We start from the raw sequence: 15,349 nt of genomic DNA on the forward strand, positions 1-15,349 counted from the left end.
CTGCGCACGGGAGCGCGCCGGGTCGCAGGTCAGGCGGCCTGCAGTTCCAGCCGGGCACCGAACTCCCGTACCGCAGGCTCGTTCCCGTACGGCTGGAGGCGCTGCTGGAGGTCGTCGAGGTATTCGGAACCCCGGCTGGAGCGGACCGTGCTCAGCAGTTCCACGGCGCGCAGTCCCGTGTGGCACGCCTCCTCGACCTCGCGCTGCTGCACCTGAGCCGTGGCCAGCAGCACCAGGCCGATACCGCGGCGCCGGGTCCGGGAGTCCGGGAGGGCCGCCAACGCCTCCTTCGCCCGGCGCGCGGCCGGTTCCGCCTGCCCCAGGTCGCGGTGGCAGTGGGCGAGTTCGTCCGCGAGGTAGCCGGTGTCGAAGTGGGCGATCCAGGCCGGGTCGTCCCCGGTGTCCGGGTCGGTGCGGTCCAGGGCCGCCGTCGCCCGGGCGGCCACGACCTGGAAGGTGCGAGCGTCTCCCATGAGGGCGTGGCCCCGGGCCTCCGCGGCGTGGAACATGGCCTCCGCGCGCGGGGTCACCCGGCCTCGGGTGCCCTCCTGCGCGGCCCGCGCCAGCTGGGCGATCTCCCGCGGGTTGCCCAGCTGCGCGGCGAGGTGGCTCATCGACGCCGCCAGGACGTAGCCCCCGTAGGCCCGGTCGCCCGCCGCCTGGGCGAGGCGCAGCGCCTGGATGTAGTACCGCTGGGCCAGCCCCGGCTGGCCCGTGTCGACGGCCATGTACCCGGCGAGTTCGGTGAGCCGGGCGACCGCGCCGAACAGCTGCCGGCCGACCGATTCCCGGTACGCCCCCGAAAGGAGCCCGGACACCACGCTGTTGAGGTAGTGCACGAGGACGGGCCGCACGTGTCCGCTGCCGAACCGGTGGTCCAGGTCGACGAGCGCGGCGGTCATCGCCCGCACCGCCTCCACGTCCGGCATGCCGACCCTGGCCCCCGCCGTGCGCGCCACCTGCGGGTCGGGCCCCGTGATCAGCCAGTCACGGCTGGGCTCGACCATGGCGGAGGCGGCGACCGCCGACCCCGCCAGCAGGTCGCGGCGGCCCACGTCGCTGCGCCACAGCTCGGAGACCTGCTCGATCGCGCCGAGCAGGGTGGGGGCGAACCGCAGGCCCACGCCGGAGGCCAGGTTCTTCCCGTCGGCCATCCCGATCTCGTCGATCGTGACCGTACGTCCGAGCTTGCGGCCGAGCGCCTCGGCGATGATCCCCGGTGCTCTGCCGCGTGGTTGCTGTCCACGCAGCCAACGGGCCACGGAGGTCTTGTCGTAACGGAGGTCGAGTCCGCGCTCGGTGCCGACCATGTTGACGCGGCGGGCGAGACCCGCGTTGGAACAGGCCGCCTCCTGGATGAGCGTCTGGAGCCGTTCGTTCGGCTGGCGGGCGACGAGAGGCCTGGCTGCCATATTTCCCCCTGGGACCGCAGTGACCGGTGAAGGGATCACTGCCCGGCACAAACACAAGAAATGCGCACATTCATCTTCATCGGGTACAGCGCTGCCCTGCGGGCACGGGCCCGCGACGGGCGTCCTGACACAGTCCTGCAAGTGGTTACCCGCACATCGGCGACCTGCCGCATGCGCGCCCCCGTCCATGCACCTGTGCGCCCCGTGTGCGGGACCGCTCCGTCGTGACGGTCTGTCGGAACGCCCGTAACCCCTGTGTGCGACCGTAGTTGAGCTGTGCGTGGAAGAGGTCATCGGAGTGACGGAAGCCGTGCGGGTGCCCCGGCAACGGGGAGAACAGTTGCCCGACGCGGCGGCGTGGTACGCACAGGAGGCGCGGTGGGACGTGTTTCCCGGCACCTGGCTCGAGAGCGTGGACGGAACGGAGCGCTGCTCGTGCCGTGACGCCGGCTGCACCTCCCCCGGTGCCCACCCCACGGGGCCCGGCTGGGCGGGGCAGGCGACCGGCAGTGCCGCGGCGGCCCGCCGGATGTGGTCCGCGCAGCCCGGTTCCTCGGTCCTGCTGCCGGCGGGCCGCGCCTTCGACGCGCTCGACGTCCCGGAGTCCGCGGGCTTCCTGGCTCTGGCCCGGATCGAGCGGATGGGGCTCGCGCCCGGGCCGGTGACACGCACCCCCGACCGCCGGACGGTCTTCTTCGTCCTGCCGGGCGCCGTCGCCGCGTGCCCGGGCCTCGTGCGCCGCTGGGGGTGGGACCCCACGGCGATCGACCTGGTGGGCCGCGGTGAGGGCCATTACGTGGCCGCTCCGCCGACCCGTGTCGGCGGGCGCGGGGCCGTGCAGTGGGTCCGCCGGCCCGGCCGCGCCGGCCACCGGCTGCCGGAGGCGGAGAGCCTGATCGGTCCGCTCGCCTACGCCTGCGCACGGGAGGCGGCCGACGCCCGGGCCCGCGTTTCGTAGGGTGGTCCCCACACGTGGGGACCACCGAAAGGCAGTGTCATGCCGGACCAGACGAAGAGCGCGGGCGGCGCGGACCGGGCAGGCGGGGTGGTCCGGACCGAGGGGGCGGACCTGGCCGGGGGGACGGCACCCCCGCCCGCCGTACGGGTTCAGGGGCTGTGGAAGCGGTTCGGTGAGCAGGTCGCGGTCGGCGGCATCGATCTGGAGCTGCCCGCGGGCAGGTTCGTCGGCCTGGTCGGACCCAACGGCGCGGGCAAGACCACCACGCTCTCGATGGTGACCGGACTGCTCAGGCCCGACATGGGGACGATCGAGGTCGCAGGCCACGACGTGTGGCGGGACCCGGTCGCGGTGAAGTCCCGGATCGGCGTGCTCCCGGAGGGGCTGCGGCTCTTCGAGCGCCTGTCGGGCCGCGAACTCCTGGCGTACACGGGCCGGTTGCGTGGGCTGCCGGGCGCCGAGGTGGACAAGCGGGCCACCCAGCTGCTCGACGTGCTGGACCTCGCGGGTGCCCAGCACAAGCTGGTCGTGGACTACTCCACGGGCATGCGCAAGAAGACGGGCCTCGCGGCCGCCCTGCTGCACAACCCCGAAGTCCTCTTCCTGGACGAGCCGTTCGAGGGCGTGGACCCGGTGTCCGCGCAGACCATCCGGGGGGTGCTGGAGCGGTACACCGCGTCCGGGGCGACCGTCGTCTTCTCCAGCCATGTGATGGAGCTCGTCGAGTCGCTCTGCGACTGGGTGGCCGTCATGGCCGGAGGCCGGATCCGGGCCCAGGGCACGCTCGCCGAGGTACGCGGCGACGCACCCTCGCTGCAGAACGCCTTCCTGGAGCTGGTCGGCGCGAACACCCGGGACACCGGCGATTCCCTGGACTGGCTGGGCGGTGCCCGATGACCGTGCTCGACGCCCCGGTGAGCCCCGCCGCGCCGGCGGAGCGGGGCCGGCACCTCGTCCCCGTCTTCGTACGGCTCAAACTGACGCTGCTGCGCAACGGGCTGCGTCAGTCCTCCGGGCGGCGGGCCGCCTACATCGCGTCCCTCGTCGTGACGGCGCTGCTCGCGGCGGGCCAGGTGATCGGCCTGGTCGCGCTGCGCGGCCACGCGCAGGCCGGGACCCTGGTGGTCCTGCTGACCGCCGTGGTGGCGCTCGGCTGGGCGGTGATGCCGCTGTTCTTCCCGAGCGGCGACGAGACCCTCGACCCGAGCCGGCTGGTGATGCTGCCCCTGCGGCCCCGCCCCCTGGTCGGGGCCCTGCTGGCGGCCTCGCTGATCGGGATCGGCCCGCTCTTCACGCTGGCCCTGATCCTGGGATCGGTGGTCGCGCTCGCGCACGGTCCTGCGGGGGTGGTGGCCGGGGTGATCGCCGTACCGCTCACGCTGCTGGTCTGCGTGGCCCTGGCGCGGTCGGTCGCCACGGCCAACATCCGGCTGCTGACCTCCCGCAAGGGCCGTGATCTCGCGGTGCTCAGCGGGTTGGTGATCGCGGTGGGCATCCAGTTCGTCAACTTCGGCGCGCAGCGCCTGGGGCAGGCGGGCGGGCTCTCCGCGCTCGAACCGGCCGCCGACGTGGTGCGCCTGCTGCCCCCGGCGTCGGCGCTCGCGGCCGTGGAATCCGCCTCCGAGGGCGCGTACGCATCCGCCGCGGCGCAGGTGCTGCTCTCGGTGCTCGCCCTGGCGGCCTTGATGTGGCTGTGGCGGCGGAGCCTGGTGAAGCTGATGACGTCGCCGGACGGTTCCACGGTCGCCGCCGCGGAGCCGGCCCGTGGCCGGGACGCCGGTACGGAAGGCTCCGGACTCTTCGCGCTGCTGCCCGAGGGGCGTACGGGCGCGGTGATGCGGCGGAGCCTGCGCTACGTGGTGCGGGACCCGAAGACCAAGGCGTCCTGGGTGACGGCGCTGGCGATCGGCCTGATCGTCCCGGTGCTCAACGCGGTGCAGGGGGCGGGCTCGGTCTACTTCGCCTGCTTCGCGGCGGGCATGCTCGGCATGCAGATGTACAACCAGTTCGGCCAGGACACCTCGGCCTTCTGGATGGTGGCGCTCTCCATCTCCTCCACCCGGGACGCCTACCTGGAGTTGCGCGCCCGCGCGTCGGCGCTGCTGTTGATCACGCTGCCGTACACGGTTCTGGTGACCGTCGTGACGACGGCGGTCGTCGGGGACTGGGCGGCCCTGCCGGGGGTCATGGGACTGTCGTTCGCCCTGCTCGGCGCGATGCTGGCGACGGGCGCGACGGCCTCGGCACTCTTCCCGTATTCGATCCCGCAGGACGGCGCGTTCAAGAACGTGGCGCCGGGTCAGGCGGGGCTCGCCTGGATCTCCATCCTCGGCGGAATGGTGGCGGCCGCCCTGCTCAGCTCGCCGGTGATCGGACTGACGGTCTGGCTGCACGGAGCGGATCTGCAGGGCTGGCTGTGGCTGCTGCTGCCGGTGGGAGCGGTGTACGGGACGGCGGTCGGCCTGCTCGGGGTGCGGCTGGCCGCACCCCGGGCGGCGGGCCGGCTCCCGGAGATCCTGGCCGCGGTCAGCAAGGGCTGAGCGCGGGGGCCGGGGCCGATCGGGACAGCGGCTGATCACGGGTCAGGGGCTGACGGGTTCCCGGTCGTCGCGGACGTCCTCGGCGAGCTGATCCAGGAACGGCTCCACCGCCGTGCGCCAGCCCTCCGGCTGGTCGTAGTGGACGAGGTGGCCGGCGTCCGCGACCTCGGCGTACTGCCCGCGCGGCAGGACGCGGACCATTTCCTGCGCCTCGGCCCTGCCCAGCTCCCCGTCGATCCCCCGCAGGACCAGCGTGGGGCACCGCACCTGCGCCAGTTCCTCCCAGTGGGCGTCGTAGACCCAGGTGGCGCGCGAGGTGAGCATCTGCCGGCGGGAGAACACCGGCCGCCACCCGTCCGCGCTCTCCGCCATCACCTCGGCGAAGAACTCACCACGGGACGGATGGGGCCGCTCCACCCAGGGATCGTCCTCGCCGAACCACTTCCGCACGTCGGCGAGCGTCGCGAAGGGCACCGGCCACGAGGCGAACCAGTCCTCCCACTCCCGCTGGGAGGCCGCCCCCAGGGAGGAGGCCCGCATGTCGCAGATGATCAGGGCCTTGACCAGGTCGGGGCGTTTCGCGGCGAGCTGCCAGGCGGTGAGTGCGCCCATGGAGTGCCCGATGAGGGTGACGGGGGCGAGATCGAGCTGTTCGATCGCGGCCTCGACGTCGGCGACGTACGCGTCGCGGGTGTACGGGCCTTCGGCGGGCTTGTCGCTGCGGCCGTGGCCCCGCTGGTCGAGGCCGACCGGGCGGTGACGCTCGGAGAGCCAGCGCGCGGTGGAGGCCCAGTGAGCGGCCCGGCCCATCAGCCCGTGCAGCAACAAGATCCCCGGGGCGCGTCCGTCCTCCGCGCGCCCTTTGGGCGGATCGGCGAACTCCCAGGCCGCAAGGCGTACGCCGTCGGAGCCGGTCACATCAACGCGCCGCACCATAGGTTTCCGGCACCCCCTTCGAAATCTCGGCCACCGCATGCTCGTCGGTCACCGCATGCTCGCGCCCGTAAGACTATCGAACCTTTATTCGAAAACTGAGGTCCGGCTCGCAACACCCCACGTTCGAGTGACAGCGGTTCAGGATTGACGCCCGCCACCGGGGGGAGATCTTCTGCGGGACGCGGACCACTCGGGGACAGGGGTCCGCAGGGGCTGACTTCGAGAGCTCGGGGCTCCAGGTCAGCACGGGGGAGGACCGGCCCCGGCACCCTCGGGTGCCGGGGCCTTCCCTCTGTCCGGCAAGCGGCCGGACCACGGCCGTCCACGCCCTGCTGGAAGTCCTCGTACCGGACCGCTCGCGCGACCGGGCCACGCCCCGCGGCCGCTGGACGCCCGGCCTCCCCCTCGCGGCGCACATGCCAGTGCGACGGGCGCATTCGCCGCTCCCTCCCCGACCGCGCGGCAGTGTCTGCCGGCCCCTCAGGTCATATGCCTGGCCACAGCCTGGCACGCGATTCGCCCGGGCGCTGCGATTCCGGACGGAAAACAGAAAGCGGGCCGTACCCGGTCACTTCTGCACGTGCATCTGCACCGGTGGCTGCAACTGCAACACCTGCATCAGTGGCCGCGGCACGCCCCGCAGGCGCCGTCCACACCCTGTATCCAGCTGGCATCCGCGCTGGTCAGCGCGGATGCCAGGACCTCCTCAGCGACACCTCCGTGCCGCCTGCGCACCCCTCAGCGCTTCGCCACGAAGACGTGCGAGGCGACATCGGCGCCCAGCTCGGCCGCCTCGCCGCTGGATCCGACCAGTACGCCGCCGGCCGACGCGGTCACGCTGACGACCGAACCGGGCTGCACGCCCGCCCGGCGCAGCGTGTACATCAGCTGGGCGTCGGTCTGGATCGGCTCACCGATCCGGCGCACCACCACGGTCTTGCCCTCAGCCCCCGGGTCGAGCTCGGAGAGGCTCACCATGCCCTCGTCCAGGAACGGGTCGGCCTCCGCCTCCTCGCCCAGCTCCTCCAAGCCCGGAATCGGGTTGCCGTACGGAGACTCCGTGGGGTGGCGCAGCAGCTCCAGGACCCGGCGCTCCACGGCCTCGCTCATCACGTGCTCCCAGCGGCACGCCTCGGCGTGGACCTGCTCCCACTCCAGGCCGATCACGTCGACGAGCAGGCACTCGGCCAGCCGGTGCTTGCGCATGACGCGGGTGGCGAGGCGGCGGCCCTCGTCGGTCAGCTCCAGGTGACGGTCCCCCGCGACCTGGACGAGCCCGTCCCGCTCCATGCGCGCGACCGTCTGGCTGACCGTCGGACCGCTCTGGTCCAGCCGTTCGGCGATCCGGGCGCGCATCGGGACCACGCCTTCCTCTTCGAGCTCGAGGATGGTGCGGAGATACATCTCCGTCGTGTCGATCAGTCCGGACATACGTGCCCCTCGATGCTGTGACAGGAAGTCGTCGTGCGATGGCCCTGCACCAATTCTGACGCATCGCGCCGACAACCGTGCCGCACCGGCCGGAGGCGGGGCGCGGGCGGGACCGGAGCGGTATTGACAGGCCACTGGTCCGGACCGCAACGTGATCCGCGGCACGGTCCCCCACTCCCGCCGGAAAGGCCTCCTCGATGAGCGACACGAAGCTCGCCGGTCAGTTCTTCGACGCGGCGATCGGCCTGCTGGAGCGGGTACGCGACGAGGAGGCCGGCCCGATCGCCGCCGCGGGTGCCGCGATCGCCGACACGGTCGCGGCGGGCGGCCGGCTGTTCGCCTTCGGCGCCGGGCACTCGTCGCTCGCCGCCCAGGACGTCGTCTACCGGGCGGGCGGCCTCGCGCTGATGAACCTGCTCGCGGTCCCCGGCACCGTGGGCGTCGACGTCATGCCCGCCACGCTCGGCTCGGCGCTGGAGCGCGTCGACGGCCTGGCGGGCGCGGTGCTGGACTCCAGCCCCGCGACCTCGGGTGACCTCCTGGTGATCATTTCGCTGTCCGGGCGCAACGCGCTGCCGGTGGAGATGGCGCAGAACGCCCGGGCCCTCGGCCTCACGGTCGTCGGCATCACCTCCGTCGCGTACGCGACGGGCACCAGGTCGCGGCACGCCTCGGGAGGCTTCCTGCGCGACCACTGCGACATCGTGCTCGACAGCAAGATCGCGATCGGCGACGCGGAGCTGACGGCGGACGGCATCGAGGCGCCGTTCGCGCCCGCGTCGACCGTCGTGACCAGCGCCCTGATGCAGGCCGTGATGGCCACCGCCGCGGAGGAGCTCGTCGCCCGGGGGATGGAACCGCCGCTGCTGCGCTCGGGGAACGTGGACGGCGGCCACGAATGGAACGGGCGCGTGATGCGGGAGTACGCGGATCGGATCTTCTACCGGCACTGAGCCGCCCGCCACAGGGGCGGGGCCGGGCCCGGGGATGCCGTCGGCGTCCGTACCCAGGGGGCTCGCACCCCCCCCCGGGCCCTGGGCAGCCCCCGCGCGCGGCTCGAGGGGCGTGCACACCCGGAGATGCGGGGGCCCGGCCCGGAGGCCTCACCCGCCGGACGGGCCGGGGACGCCGCTCCCGCCTGTCAGCTGGGCCAGGTCGACGGCCGAGGCGACCCGGACCGCGACGCTCTCCGCGTACAACGCGTCCGCGCGTTCGAAAGCGCTGCGGTTCGCCGCCCGCAGGAACGTCACCACGCCCAGCGTCCGCCCACGGCTCCGCAGCACCGCGCACAGGGCGTGGACCGAGTCCTTGGGCCACCGGCGCTCCACCGCCCACTGCTCACCCGCCCCGGGCCCGGCGCTGGTGCGTACCGCCCCCGTCCGCTCCATCGCCTGCACGGCGGGATGTCTCGCGCCGTACCGCACGGGGATCGAGCCGCCCGCCACCGGGAGGCAGGGCCCCGGCGCGTCGGCGGGCGTCGCGGCGGCCCGTACCAGCCGCTCCCCCGCCAGCAGGTCCACCACCACGTGGTCGGCGAACCCGGCCAGGGCGTAGTCCAGCGACGAGGTCGCCGCCTCCATGGGGTCCTCGCACTCGGCGGCCTGCCGGGCGGCCCGGTGCAGCTGGTTGGACCGGAAGCGCACCCGGTCCGCCTCCTGCTCGGCGAGCCTGGCCGCCGTCACGTCCTGGAACACCCAGCCGACGCCGAGCGGAACGGGCTCCTCGGCGAGTGGCGAGGCCAGCCGGAGGAACCCGCTGCGCCAGCAGCGCCGCCGGTCGCCGTCCGGCGTCCGCAGGGTCACCCACAGTTCCGCGAGGGCGGGCGGCGCCCCCTCGGCGAGCACATGCTGCAGGGCGCCTTCCAGTTCCTCGACCCCTTGGACGATCAGCTCGCCCAGCGGGCGGCCGAGCAGCGTCGTACGGCCGCCGCCCAGGGCCCGGGCCGCGTGGGCGTTGACGACGGTCGGGCGGAGGTCGACGTCGACGAGGACCACCCCCCAGCAGGCGTCCTCCAGCAGCGCCTCGCTCAGCGCGATGGAGCGCTCCAGGTCGATCTGGGTGTGCACCTCACTGAACGCGCAGTACACCCCGGCGGGCCGGCCGTTCTCACCGCGCACGCCCGAGGACTGCGTGCGGACGAGCACCCGGCCGCCGTCCTTGCGCACCAGTGCGAACTCGTGGACCTGCCGGCCCGGGGCGTCCATCACGGCCATGAGCCGGCCGTGCACCCCGTCCGCGTCCGCGCTGCGCACGGCCCACCCGGCGAATCCGGTGCGGCCCACGGCCTCCGCGGCGGTCCAGCCGAGGATGCGCTCGGCCTCGCGGTTCCAGTGCGTGATCGTGCCGTGCGCGTCGAACGCGCACAGCGCCGCGTCCATGCCGTCGAGCAGGGCGGCCAGCAGCCGTGACCCGGGAACGGCCCCCGCCGGGGGCTGCCGCCCCGGGTCCTCGTCGGGACCGAGCGCGTCGGTGGTCCCACTGCTCCTGGAAGCACTCACTCCGTACCCCCGCAGGACGTGTCCGTCGTGGCTGTCCGCATTACCGCACGTCAAACCATTGAACTCGAACGCGGGCCACCGCACATCCACTTCCCGGAAATCGGGAGGCCACCTCCCCGATTAATCACTTGTGCCGCCCCGGGGCGGGTTCCTAGTCTGTAGGCACACGTCGAAAGGAGGTGATCCGAAAAGTGCAGTCTTATCGGATTCGTGAGGTGGCTGCGGGCTGACAGCCCGTCGTCGCACACCGTGCACCTCGGCAGGCTGTCTGCCGAAACCCGAGCAGTCACCGACCCGCAGGCTCGCCGGTAAGTCCGGCCGGCTCCTCCGCAAGGAGGGACCAGAGCCTGCGGGTTTCTGCGTGTCCGGGCCCGGCGGCCGGACCGCCCGCCGGGAGGCACGGCCGCCGCCGGGTCACGGGCAGAGACGCTCCACCCGCCAGCCGGAGCCCTCGCGTACGTACCGCAGCCGGTCGTGCAGCCGGTTCTCGCGGCCCTGCCAGAACTCGATCGTCTCCGGCACCACCCGGAAGCCGCCCCACTGCGGGGGCGCGGGGACCTTCTCCCCCTCCGGGTAGCGGGAGACCAGCTGCTCGTAGCGGTCGACGAGCTCCCGGCGCGAGCCGATCACCGTCGACTGCTCGCTCGCCCACGCGCCGAGCTGGGAGCCGTGGGGGCGGGTACGGAAGTACGCCACGGTCTCCTCGCGGCCCACCCGGGACGCCGTGCCGTTGACGACGACCTGGCGGGCCAGCGGGTGCCAGGGGAAGAGCAGCGAGACGTACGGGTTCGCGGTCAGTTCGCGGCCCTTGCGTGAGCCGTAGTGGGTGAAGAAGACGAAGCCGCGGTCGTCGTAGTGCTTGAGCAGGACCGTGCGCGAGGACGGCCGGCCGTCGGGCGTGGCGGTGGAGACCACCATCGCGTTCGGCTCGTGGAGTGCGCCGCCACCGGCGACCTGCCGGAACCAGTGCGCGAACTGCTCCATCGGGTCGGCGGCGAGGTCCTGCTCGGTGAAGTCCTCGGAGCGGTACTGCTCGCGCATCGCGGCCGGATCGGTGGTGCAATCGGAGGAGGCGCGGGAGGAGGCGGAAGCGGAAGACGGAGTGGCATCAGCTGTGGGCACGAGGGCCATCCTGCCGCAGGAGGACGACGCCTCGTCGGGAAGGGGCGTCCCAGCGGGCCGCGGCCGCCGGGGGACCGGCCGGGCGCCGGGAGTTGTGCCGGATGTCACCCTTCCGAACACCGTGCGTACCCGCCAGTATCGTGGGCAGGCCCCGTGGGACCAGGGGCCGCCTACAGCCGCCGAGCCGAGGGAGCCGCCTGATGTCCGACTTCGTACCCGGACTTGAAGGAGTCGTCGCGTTCGAGACGGAGATCGCCGAACCCGACAAGAAGGGCGGCTCGCTCCGCTACCGCGGCGTGGACATCGAGGACCTCGTCGGCCACGTCTCGTTCGGCCACGTCTGGGGTCTGCTGGTGGACGGGGCGTTCACCCCCGGTCTGCCGCCCGCCGAGCCTTTCCCCATCCCCGTGCACTCCGGTGACATCCGTGTCGACGTGCAGTCCGCGCTCGCCATGCTGGCCCCGGTCTGGGGCCTGAAGCCCCTCCTCGACATCGACGAGGAGACCGCGCGCGACGACCTGGCGCGGGCAGCCGTGATGGCCCTGTCCTACGTCGCCCAGTCGGCGCGCGGCCAGGGGCTGCCGATGGTCCCGCAGAGCGAGATCGACAAGGCGCAGTCCGTGGTGGAGCGGTTCATGATCCGCTGGCGCGGAGAGCCGGACCCCAAGCACGTCAAGGCCGTCGACGCCTACTGGACGTCGGCCGCCGAGCACGGCATGAACGCCTCGACGTTCACCGCCCGGGTCATCGCCTCCACCGGCGCCGACGTGGCGGCGGCCCTGTCGGGCGCCGTGGGCGCGATGTCCGGCCCGCTGCACGGCGGCGCCCCGTCCCGGGTGCTCGGCATGATCGAGGAGATCGAGCGGACCGGCGACGCCACGGCGTACGTGAAGCAGGCCCTGGACAAGGGCGAGCGGCTCATGGGGTTCGGTCACCGCGTCTACCGCGCCGAGGACCCCCGCGCCCGCGTCCTGCGCCGCACGGCCCGTGAGCTGGCCGCCCCGCGCTTCGAGGTCGCGGAGGCCCTGGAGAAGGCCGCCCTGGAGGAGCTGCACTCCCGCCGCCCGGACCGCGTCCTGGCGACGAACGTCGAGTTCTGGGCGGCCATCGTCCTGGACTTCGCGGAGGTCCCGGCGCACATGTTCACGTCGATGTTCAGCTGCGCCCGTACGGCGGGCTGGTCGGCCCACATCCTGGAGCAGAAGCGGACCGGCCGCCTGGTCCGCCCCTCGGCGACGTACGTCGGCCCCGCCGCCCGCGACCCGCGCGAGATCGCCGGATACGACCAGCTCGCGCTGGAGAACTGACCTCGGCGGCCTGCGCCTCCGGTCGCGCGGTCAGCCGTGCGGCCGTGCAACCGCACGTGGCCGGTCGGGTGAGGAGAGGGACGGTGTGGCCGGGCATCGCGCTCCCGGTCCCGGTCCCGTTCCCCGGCTCACACCGGGCGGCCCGGTCCCCGGACCGGGCCGAGGGCGTCGTCCAGGAGTCGGGCCCACTGGGTGACCACGCGGTCGCGGCGGGCCGCGTCGTTCGTCAGGAGGTTGGCCAGGCCGAGGCCGCGGGCCATGTCGAGGAAGCCCTGGACCGTCTCGCGGATGCCGGGGCGGGCTTCGTCGGCGTCCAGCAGCTGGACGGCGATGCGGTGGGTCTCGCGGCCGACCCGGGCTTCGAGCTCGGTGACGCGGGGGCGCAGCTGGGCCTCGTTGCACGCGGCCACCCAGAGCTGGATCGCGGCGCGGAAGAGGGGGCCGGTGTACAGGTCGACGAGGGCGGCGACCACGTCGGCGCGGCCCTGGACCGGCAGGGCGCGCAGGGCGGCGGAGCGTTCCTCGGCGACGTACTCGACGGCGCCGGTGAAGAGGTCCTCGCGGGTGGGGAAGTGGTGCTGGGCCGCGCCGCGCGAGACCCCGGCGCGTTCCGCGACCACGGAGACCGTGGAGCCCGCCCAGCCGTGTTCGGCGAGGCAGGCGACGGCGGCTTCCAGCAGGCGCCGGCGGGTGGCGCGGCTGCGGTCCTGCTTGGGGGTCTTCGCGGGTGGGGTCACAGCCGCCATGCGGGATCCCGTCGTTCCAGGAAGGCCGTCATCCCCTCCCTGGCCTCGTCGGAGGCGAAGAGCGCTGCCGAGCGGGCGATGAGATCTTCGGCGTACTGATCGAAAGTCTCCAGCACAGTAGCCGTGACCAGCTCCTTCGACGCGGCCAGCCCCTGGGGCGACGCCCTGCGCAGTCCGTCGAGTACCGGTTCGAGCGTATTGTCCACGTCCTCGGCCGCCCCGGCGGCCAGGGAGACGAGGCCGATGCGCACGGCCTCGGCCGCGTCGAAGCGTTCGCCGGTGAGGTAGTAGCGGGTGGCGGCGCGGGGGTCCAGGCGGGGCAGCAGGGGCAGGGAGATGACGGCGGGGGCGAGGCCGAGGCGCGATTCGGTGAGGGCGAACGTCGCCGCCGGGCCGGCGGCCGAGATGTCGCAGGCGCCGAGCAGGCCGAGTCCGCCCGCCCGGACGTGGCCGGTGACCCGGGCCACGACCGGTTTGGGCAGGGCCACGATGCGGCGCATGAGGGCGACGAGGGTGTGCGGGTCGGGTGGTGCGGTCAGGTCGGCGCCGGCGCAGAAGGTGGAGCCGGTGTGGGTGAGGAGGACCGCCCGGACGGCCGGGGCGGCGGCGCAGGCGGCCAGCGCCTCGTCCAGTTCGCCGACGAGCGGCGCGGAGAGGGCGTTGCGGTTGGCCGGGGAGTCGAGGGTGAGGACGGTGATCCCACGGTCGTGGGCCTGGTGCACGAGGGTCATGTCCGCTTCTCCCGGTCGCGCAGTTCCCGCCGCAGGATCTTGCCCGAGGCCGCCCGCGGGACGGCGTCCACGAATTCGACCTGTCTGACCTTCTTGTACGGGGCGGCCCGCTCGGCGACGTACGCCATCACCTCCTCGCCGGTGAGGGCGGGGGACTGCCGGGAGCGGACCACGAAGGCCTTCGGGACCTCGTTGCCGGTGTCGTCCCGGACGCCGATGACGGCCGCGTCCGCGATGGCGTCGTTGCCGAGGAGCAGGGCTTCGAGTTCGGCGGGGGCGACCTGGTAGCCCTTGTACTTGATGAGTTCCTTGACCCGGTCGACGACGTACAGCCAGCCGTCGGCGTCGACGCGCCCGATGTCGCCGGTGTGGACCCAGCCCTCCCCGTCGATCATGCCGGCGGTGGCGTCGGGGCGGCCGAGGTATCCCTTCATCACCTGCGGGCCCCGGATGAGGATCTCGCCGTCGGTGCCGGTGGAGACGTCCGTGCCCGGGTCCACCAGGGAGACGATCCGCATCTCGGTGCTGGGCAGGAGCTTGCCCACGGTGCCGGGCGGGGGGTTCGGCTCGTCGAGCGGTACGACGTGGGTGCCGGGCGAGAGTTCCGTCATCCCGTACGCCTGGCGGACGGCCGGCAGGCCCAGGCGCGCCGAGCACGCGGCGGCGAGCTCGGCGTCCAGCGGCGCGGCGGCGCTGACGATGTAACGGAGCGAGGAGAGGTCGTACGCGCCGACCATGGGGTGCTTGGCGAGGGCGAGGACGATCGGCGGGGCCACGTACAGTCCGCTGATCCGGTGGGTCTGGATCGCGTCCAGGAACGGTGCGAGGTCGAAGCGGGGCAGGACGACGACGGTGGCGCCGTAGCGGAGCGGGGCGTTCATGAGGGCGGTCAGCCCGTAGATGTGGAAGAACGGCAGGACGGCGAGGACGCGGTCGCCCTCGCCGATGGGGACGAAGGGGCGCAGTTGCTCCAGGTTGGTGCCGATGGAGCGATGCGTGAGCATGACGCCCTTGGGGACGCCGGTGGTGCCGGAGGAGTAGGGCAGGGCGGCGATGTCCTCGTCGGGGTCGATGACGACGGTGGGTTCGGGTGCGGTCGAGCCCAGCATGTCGAGTACGGAGGTGTGTCCTTCGGCCTGGTCGCAGACGAAGATCTCGCGGACACCACCGGCCAGTGCGGCGGCGCGGCGGGCGACGTCCAGGAGCGGCGAGACGGTCACGATCCAGCGGGCGCCGGAGTCCCCGAGCTGTTTGGCGAACTCCTCCGGGGTGGCGAGGGGATGGATGGTGGTGACGGTGGCGCCGGCCCGGGTGGCCCCGTAGAAGACGGGTGGGTAGGCGATCGTGTTGGGGCTGTGCAGGGCGAGTACGTCGCCCTTGCGCACTCCGGCCTCGGCGAGGGCGGCGGCGATGCGGCGGTGGAAGGCGGCCAGCTGCGCGTAGGTGACGCTCGTGCCGTTCGTGGCGTCGATCAGGGCGGTCGTGTCGCCGAAGGCGGCGGCGTTCCCGAGGACGGCGTCGTGGATGGGTGTGGAGAGGGCCGGGACATCTGCGTACTCGCTGCGGAACACCGGGGTCGTCCCTTCGACGCGGGTGGACGGGCGGTCAGGATCCCCTCCGCGCCGGGATCCGGGGAGCCCGCGCGCGGCAGCCGTGACGGTGCGGGGC

General features: G+C 73.3%; 13 protein-coding genes. 5 read left to right on the forward strand and 8 right to left on the reverse strand.

The annotated features are described in order from the left end of the window. Positions 1-29 precede the first annotated feature (29 nt). The gene (locus BA175_RS11990; protein ID WP_069171277.1) at positions 30-1,412 is read right to left on the reverse strand and encodes a transcriptional regulator; all 1,383 of its coding nucleotides are present in this window, start codon (positions 1,410-1,412) and stop codon (positions 30-32) included. Between the two features lie 280 nt (positions 1,413-1,692). Here BA175_RS11990 and BA175_RS11995 point away from each other — a divergent pair, with 280 nt between their 5' ends. The 3 genes from BA175_RS11995 to BA175_RS12005 are packed head-to-tail and all read left to right on the forward strand — an operon-like array spanning position 1,693 to position 4,910. Then, positions 1,693-2,370, forward strand: coding sequence for a bifunctional DNA primase/polymerase (locus BA175_RS11995; RefSeq protein WP_069171278.1), 678 nt, complete (start codon positions 1,693-1,695; stop codon positions 2,368-2,370). A 39-nt stretch (positions 2,371-2,409) separates the two neighbouring features. Further along, positions 2,410-3,267: an ABC transporter ATP-binding protein gene (locus BA175_RS12000; RefSeq protein ID WP_069171279.1), complete on the forward strand. Its 858-nt coding sequence runs from the start codon at positions 2,410-2,412 to the stop codon at positions 3,265-3,267. Beyond that, positions 3,264-4,910 carry a transporter gene (locus BA175_RS12005; protein WP_069171280.1) on the forward strand — a complete coding sequence of 549 codons (1,647 nt, stop codon included), beginning with the start codon at positions 3,264-3,266 and terminating at the stop codon, positions 4,908-4,910. The genes BA175_RS12000 and BA175_RS12005 overlap by 4 nt, the downstream gene beginning before the upstream one ends. A 42-nt stretch (positions 4,911-4,952) precedes the next feature. Here the strand turns inward: BA175_RS12005 and BA175_RS12010 are convergent, their stop codons facing one another. Together BA175_RS12010 and BA175_RS12015 are read right to left on the reverse strand one after the other, a co-directional pair. Next, positions 4,953-5,846 carry an alpha/beta fold hydrolase gene (locus tag BA175_RS12010; RefSeq protein WP_069171281.1) on the reverse strand — a complete coding sequence of 298 codons (894 nt, stop codon included), beginning with the start codon at positions 5,844-5,846 and terminating at the stop codon, positions 4,953-4,955. 738 nt (positions 5,847-6,584) lie between these two features. Continuing rightward, the gene (locus tag BA175_RS12015) at positions 6,585-7,277 is read right to left on the reverse strand and encodes a metal-dependent transcriptional regulator (RefSeq protein ID WP_069171282.1); all 693 of its coding nucleotides are present in this window, start codon (positions 7,275-7,277) and stop codon (positions 6,585-6,587) included. A 197-nt stretch (positions 7,278-7,474) separates the two neighbouring features. On the opposite strand from BA175_RS12015, the gene BA175_RS12020 reads away from it, so the two are divergent. Beyond that, complete coding sequence (locus tag BA175_RS12020) at positions 7,475-8,230, forward strand: SIS domain-containing protein (RefSeq protein ID WP_069171283.1); 756 nt, start codon at positions 7,475-7,477, stop codon at positions 8,228-8,230. 150 nt (positions 8,231-8,380) lie between these two features. Here BA175_RS12020 and BA175_RS12025 read toward each other — a convergent pair whose 3' ends face one another. Next, entirely contained in the window at positions 8,381-9,775 is a 1,395-nt protein-coding gene (locus BA175_RS12025; protein WP_069171284.1) for a PAS domain-containing protein, read from the reverse strand. Positions 9,776-10,189: 414 nt separating this feature from the next. Next, positions 10,190-10,816, reverse strand: coding sequence for a pyridoxamine 5'-phosphate oxidase (gene pdxH, locus BA175_RS12030; protein WP_069171285.1), 627 nt, complete (start codon positions 10,814-10,816; stop codon positions 10,190-10,192). Between the two features lie 281 nt (positions 10,817-11,097). On the opposite strand from pdxH, the gene BA175_RS12035 reads away from it, so the two are divergent. Continuing rightward, entirely contained in the window at positions 11,098-12,204 is a 1,107-nt protein-coding gene (locus tag BA175_RS12035) for a citrate synthase 2 (protein ID WP_069171286.1), read from the forward strand. Positions 12,205-12,332: 128 nt separating this feature from the next. Here the strand turns inward: BA175_RS12035 and BA175_RS12040 are convergent, their stop codons facing one another. From BA175_RS12040 to BA175_RS12050, 3 genes are read right to left on the reverse strand one after another with little or no spacing between them, the layout of a single operon-like run. Next, the gene (locus tag BA175_RS12040) at positions 12,333-12,950 is read right to left on the reverse strand and encodes a TetR/AcrR family transcriptional regulator (RefSeq protein ID WP_069171287.1); all 618 of its coding nucleotides are present in this window, start codon (positions 12,948-12,950) and stop codon (positions 12,333-12,335) included. After that, a complete protein-coding gene (locus BA175_RS12045) occupies positions 12,938-13,681 on the reverse strand; it encodes an enoyl-CoA hydratase family protein (RefSeq protein WP_069171288.1) in 744 nt (247 codons plus the stop codon). The genes BA175_RS12040 and BA175_RS12045 overlap by 13 nt, the downstream gene beginning before the upstream one ends. After that, the gene (locus tag BA175_RS12050; RefSeq protein ID WP_069171289.1) at positions 13,678-15,252 is read right to left on the reverse strand and encodes a 4-coumarate--CoA ligase family protein; all 1,575 of its coding nucleotides are present in this window, start codon (positions 15,250-15,252) and stop codon (positions 13,678-13,680) included. The genes BA175_RS12045 and BA175_RS12050 overlap by 4 nt, the downstream gene beginning before the upstream one ends. Between the last annotated feature and the right edge of the window lie 97 nt (positions 15,253-15,349).

The sequence above is a fragment of the Streptomyces griseus genome (assembly GCF_001715295.1).
In the GTDB taxonomy this organism is placed as follows: Bacteria; Actinomycetota; Actinomycetes; order Streptomycetales; family Streptomycetaceae; genus Streptomyces; species Streptomyces griseus_G.

Excerpts from the sequence above, each read along its gene's own strand:
- BA175_RS12015 (WP_069171282.1), bottom strand. The coding sequence starts at position 7,277 with ATGTCCGGACTGATCGACACGACGGAGATGTATCTCCGCACCATCCTC.
- BA175_RS12000 (WP_069171279.1), top strand. The coding sequence starts at position 2,410 with ATGCCGGACCAGACGAAGAGCGCGGGCGGCGCGGACCGGGCAGGCGGG.
- BA175_RS12045 (WP_069171288.1), bottom strand. The coding sequence starts at position 13,681 with ATGACCCTCGTGCACCAGGCCCACGACCGTGGGATCACCGTCCTCACC.
- BA175_RS12020 (WP_069171283.1), top strand. The coding sequence starts at position 7,475 with ATGAGCGACACGAAGCTCGCCGGTCAGTTCTTCGACGCGGCGATCGGC.
- BA175_RS12035 (WP_069171286.1), top strand. The coding sequence starts at position 11,098 with ATGTCCGACTTCGTACCCGGACTTGAAGGAGTCGTCGCGTTCGAGACG.
- pdxH (WP_069171285.1), bottom strand. The coding sequence starts at position 10,816 with ATGCGCGAGCAGTACCGCTCCGAGGACTTCACCGAGCAGGACCTCGCC.
- BA175_RS11990 (WP_069171277.1), bottom strand. The coding sequence starts at position 1,412 with ATGGCAGCCAGGCCTCTCGTCGCCCGCCAGCCGAACGAACGGCTCCAG.
- BA175_RS12005 (WP_069171280.1), top strand. The coding sequence starts at position 3,264 with ATGACCGTGCTCGACGCCCCGGTGAGCCCCGCCGCGCCGGCGGAGCGG.
- BA175_RS12040 (WP_069171287.1), bottom strand. The coding sequence starts at position 12,950 with ATGGCGGCTGTGACCCCACCCGCGAAGACCCCCAAGCAGGACCGCAGC.
- BA175_RS12010 (WP_069171281.1), bottom strand. The coding sequence starts at position 5,846 with ATGGTGCGGCGCGTTGATGTGACCGGCTCCGACGGCGTACGCCTTGCG.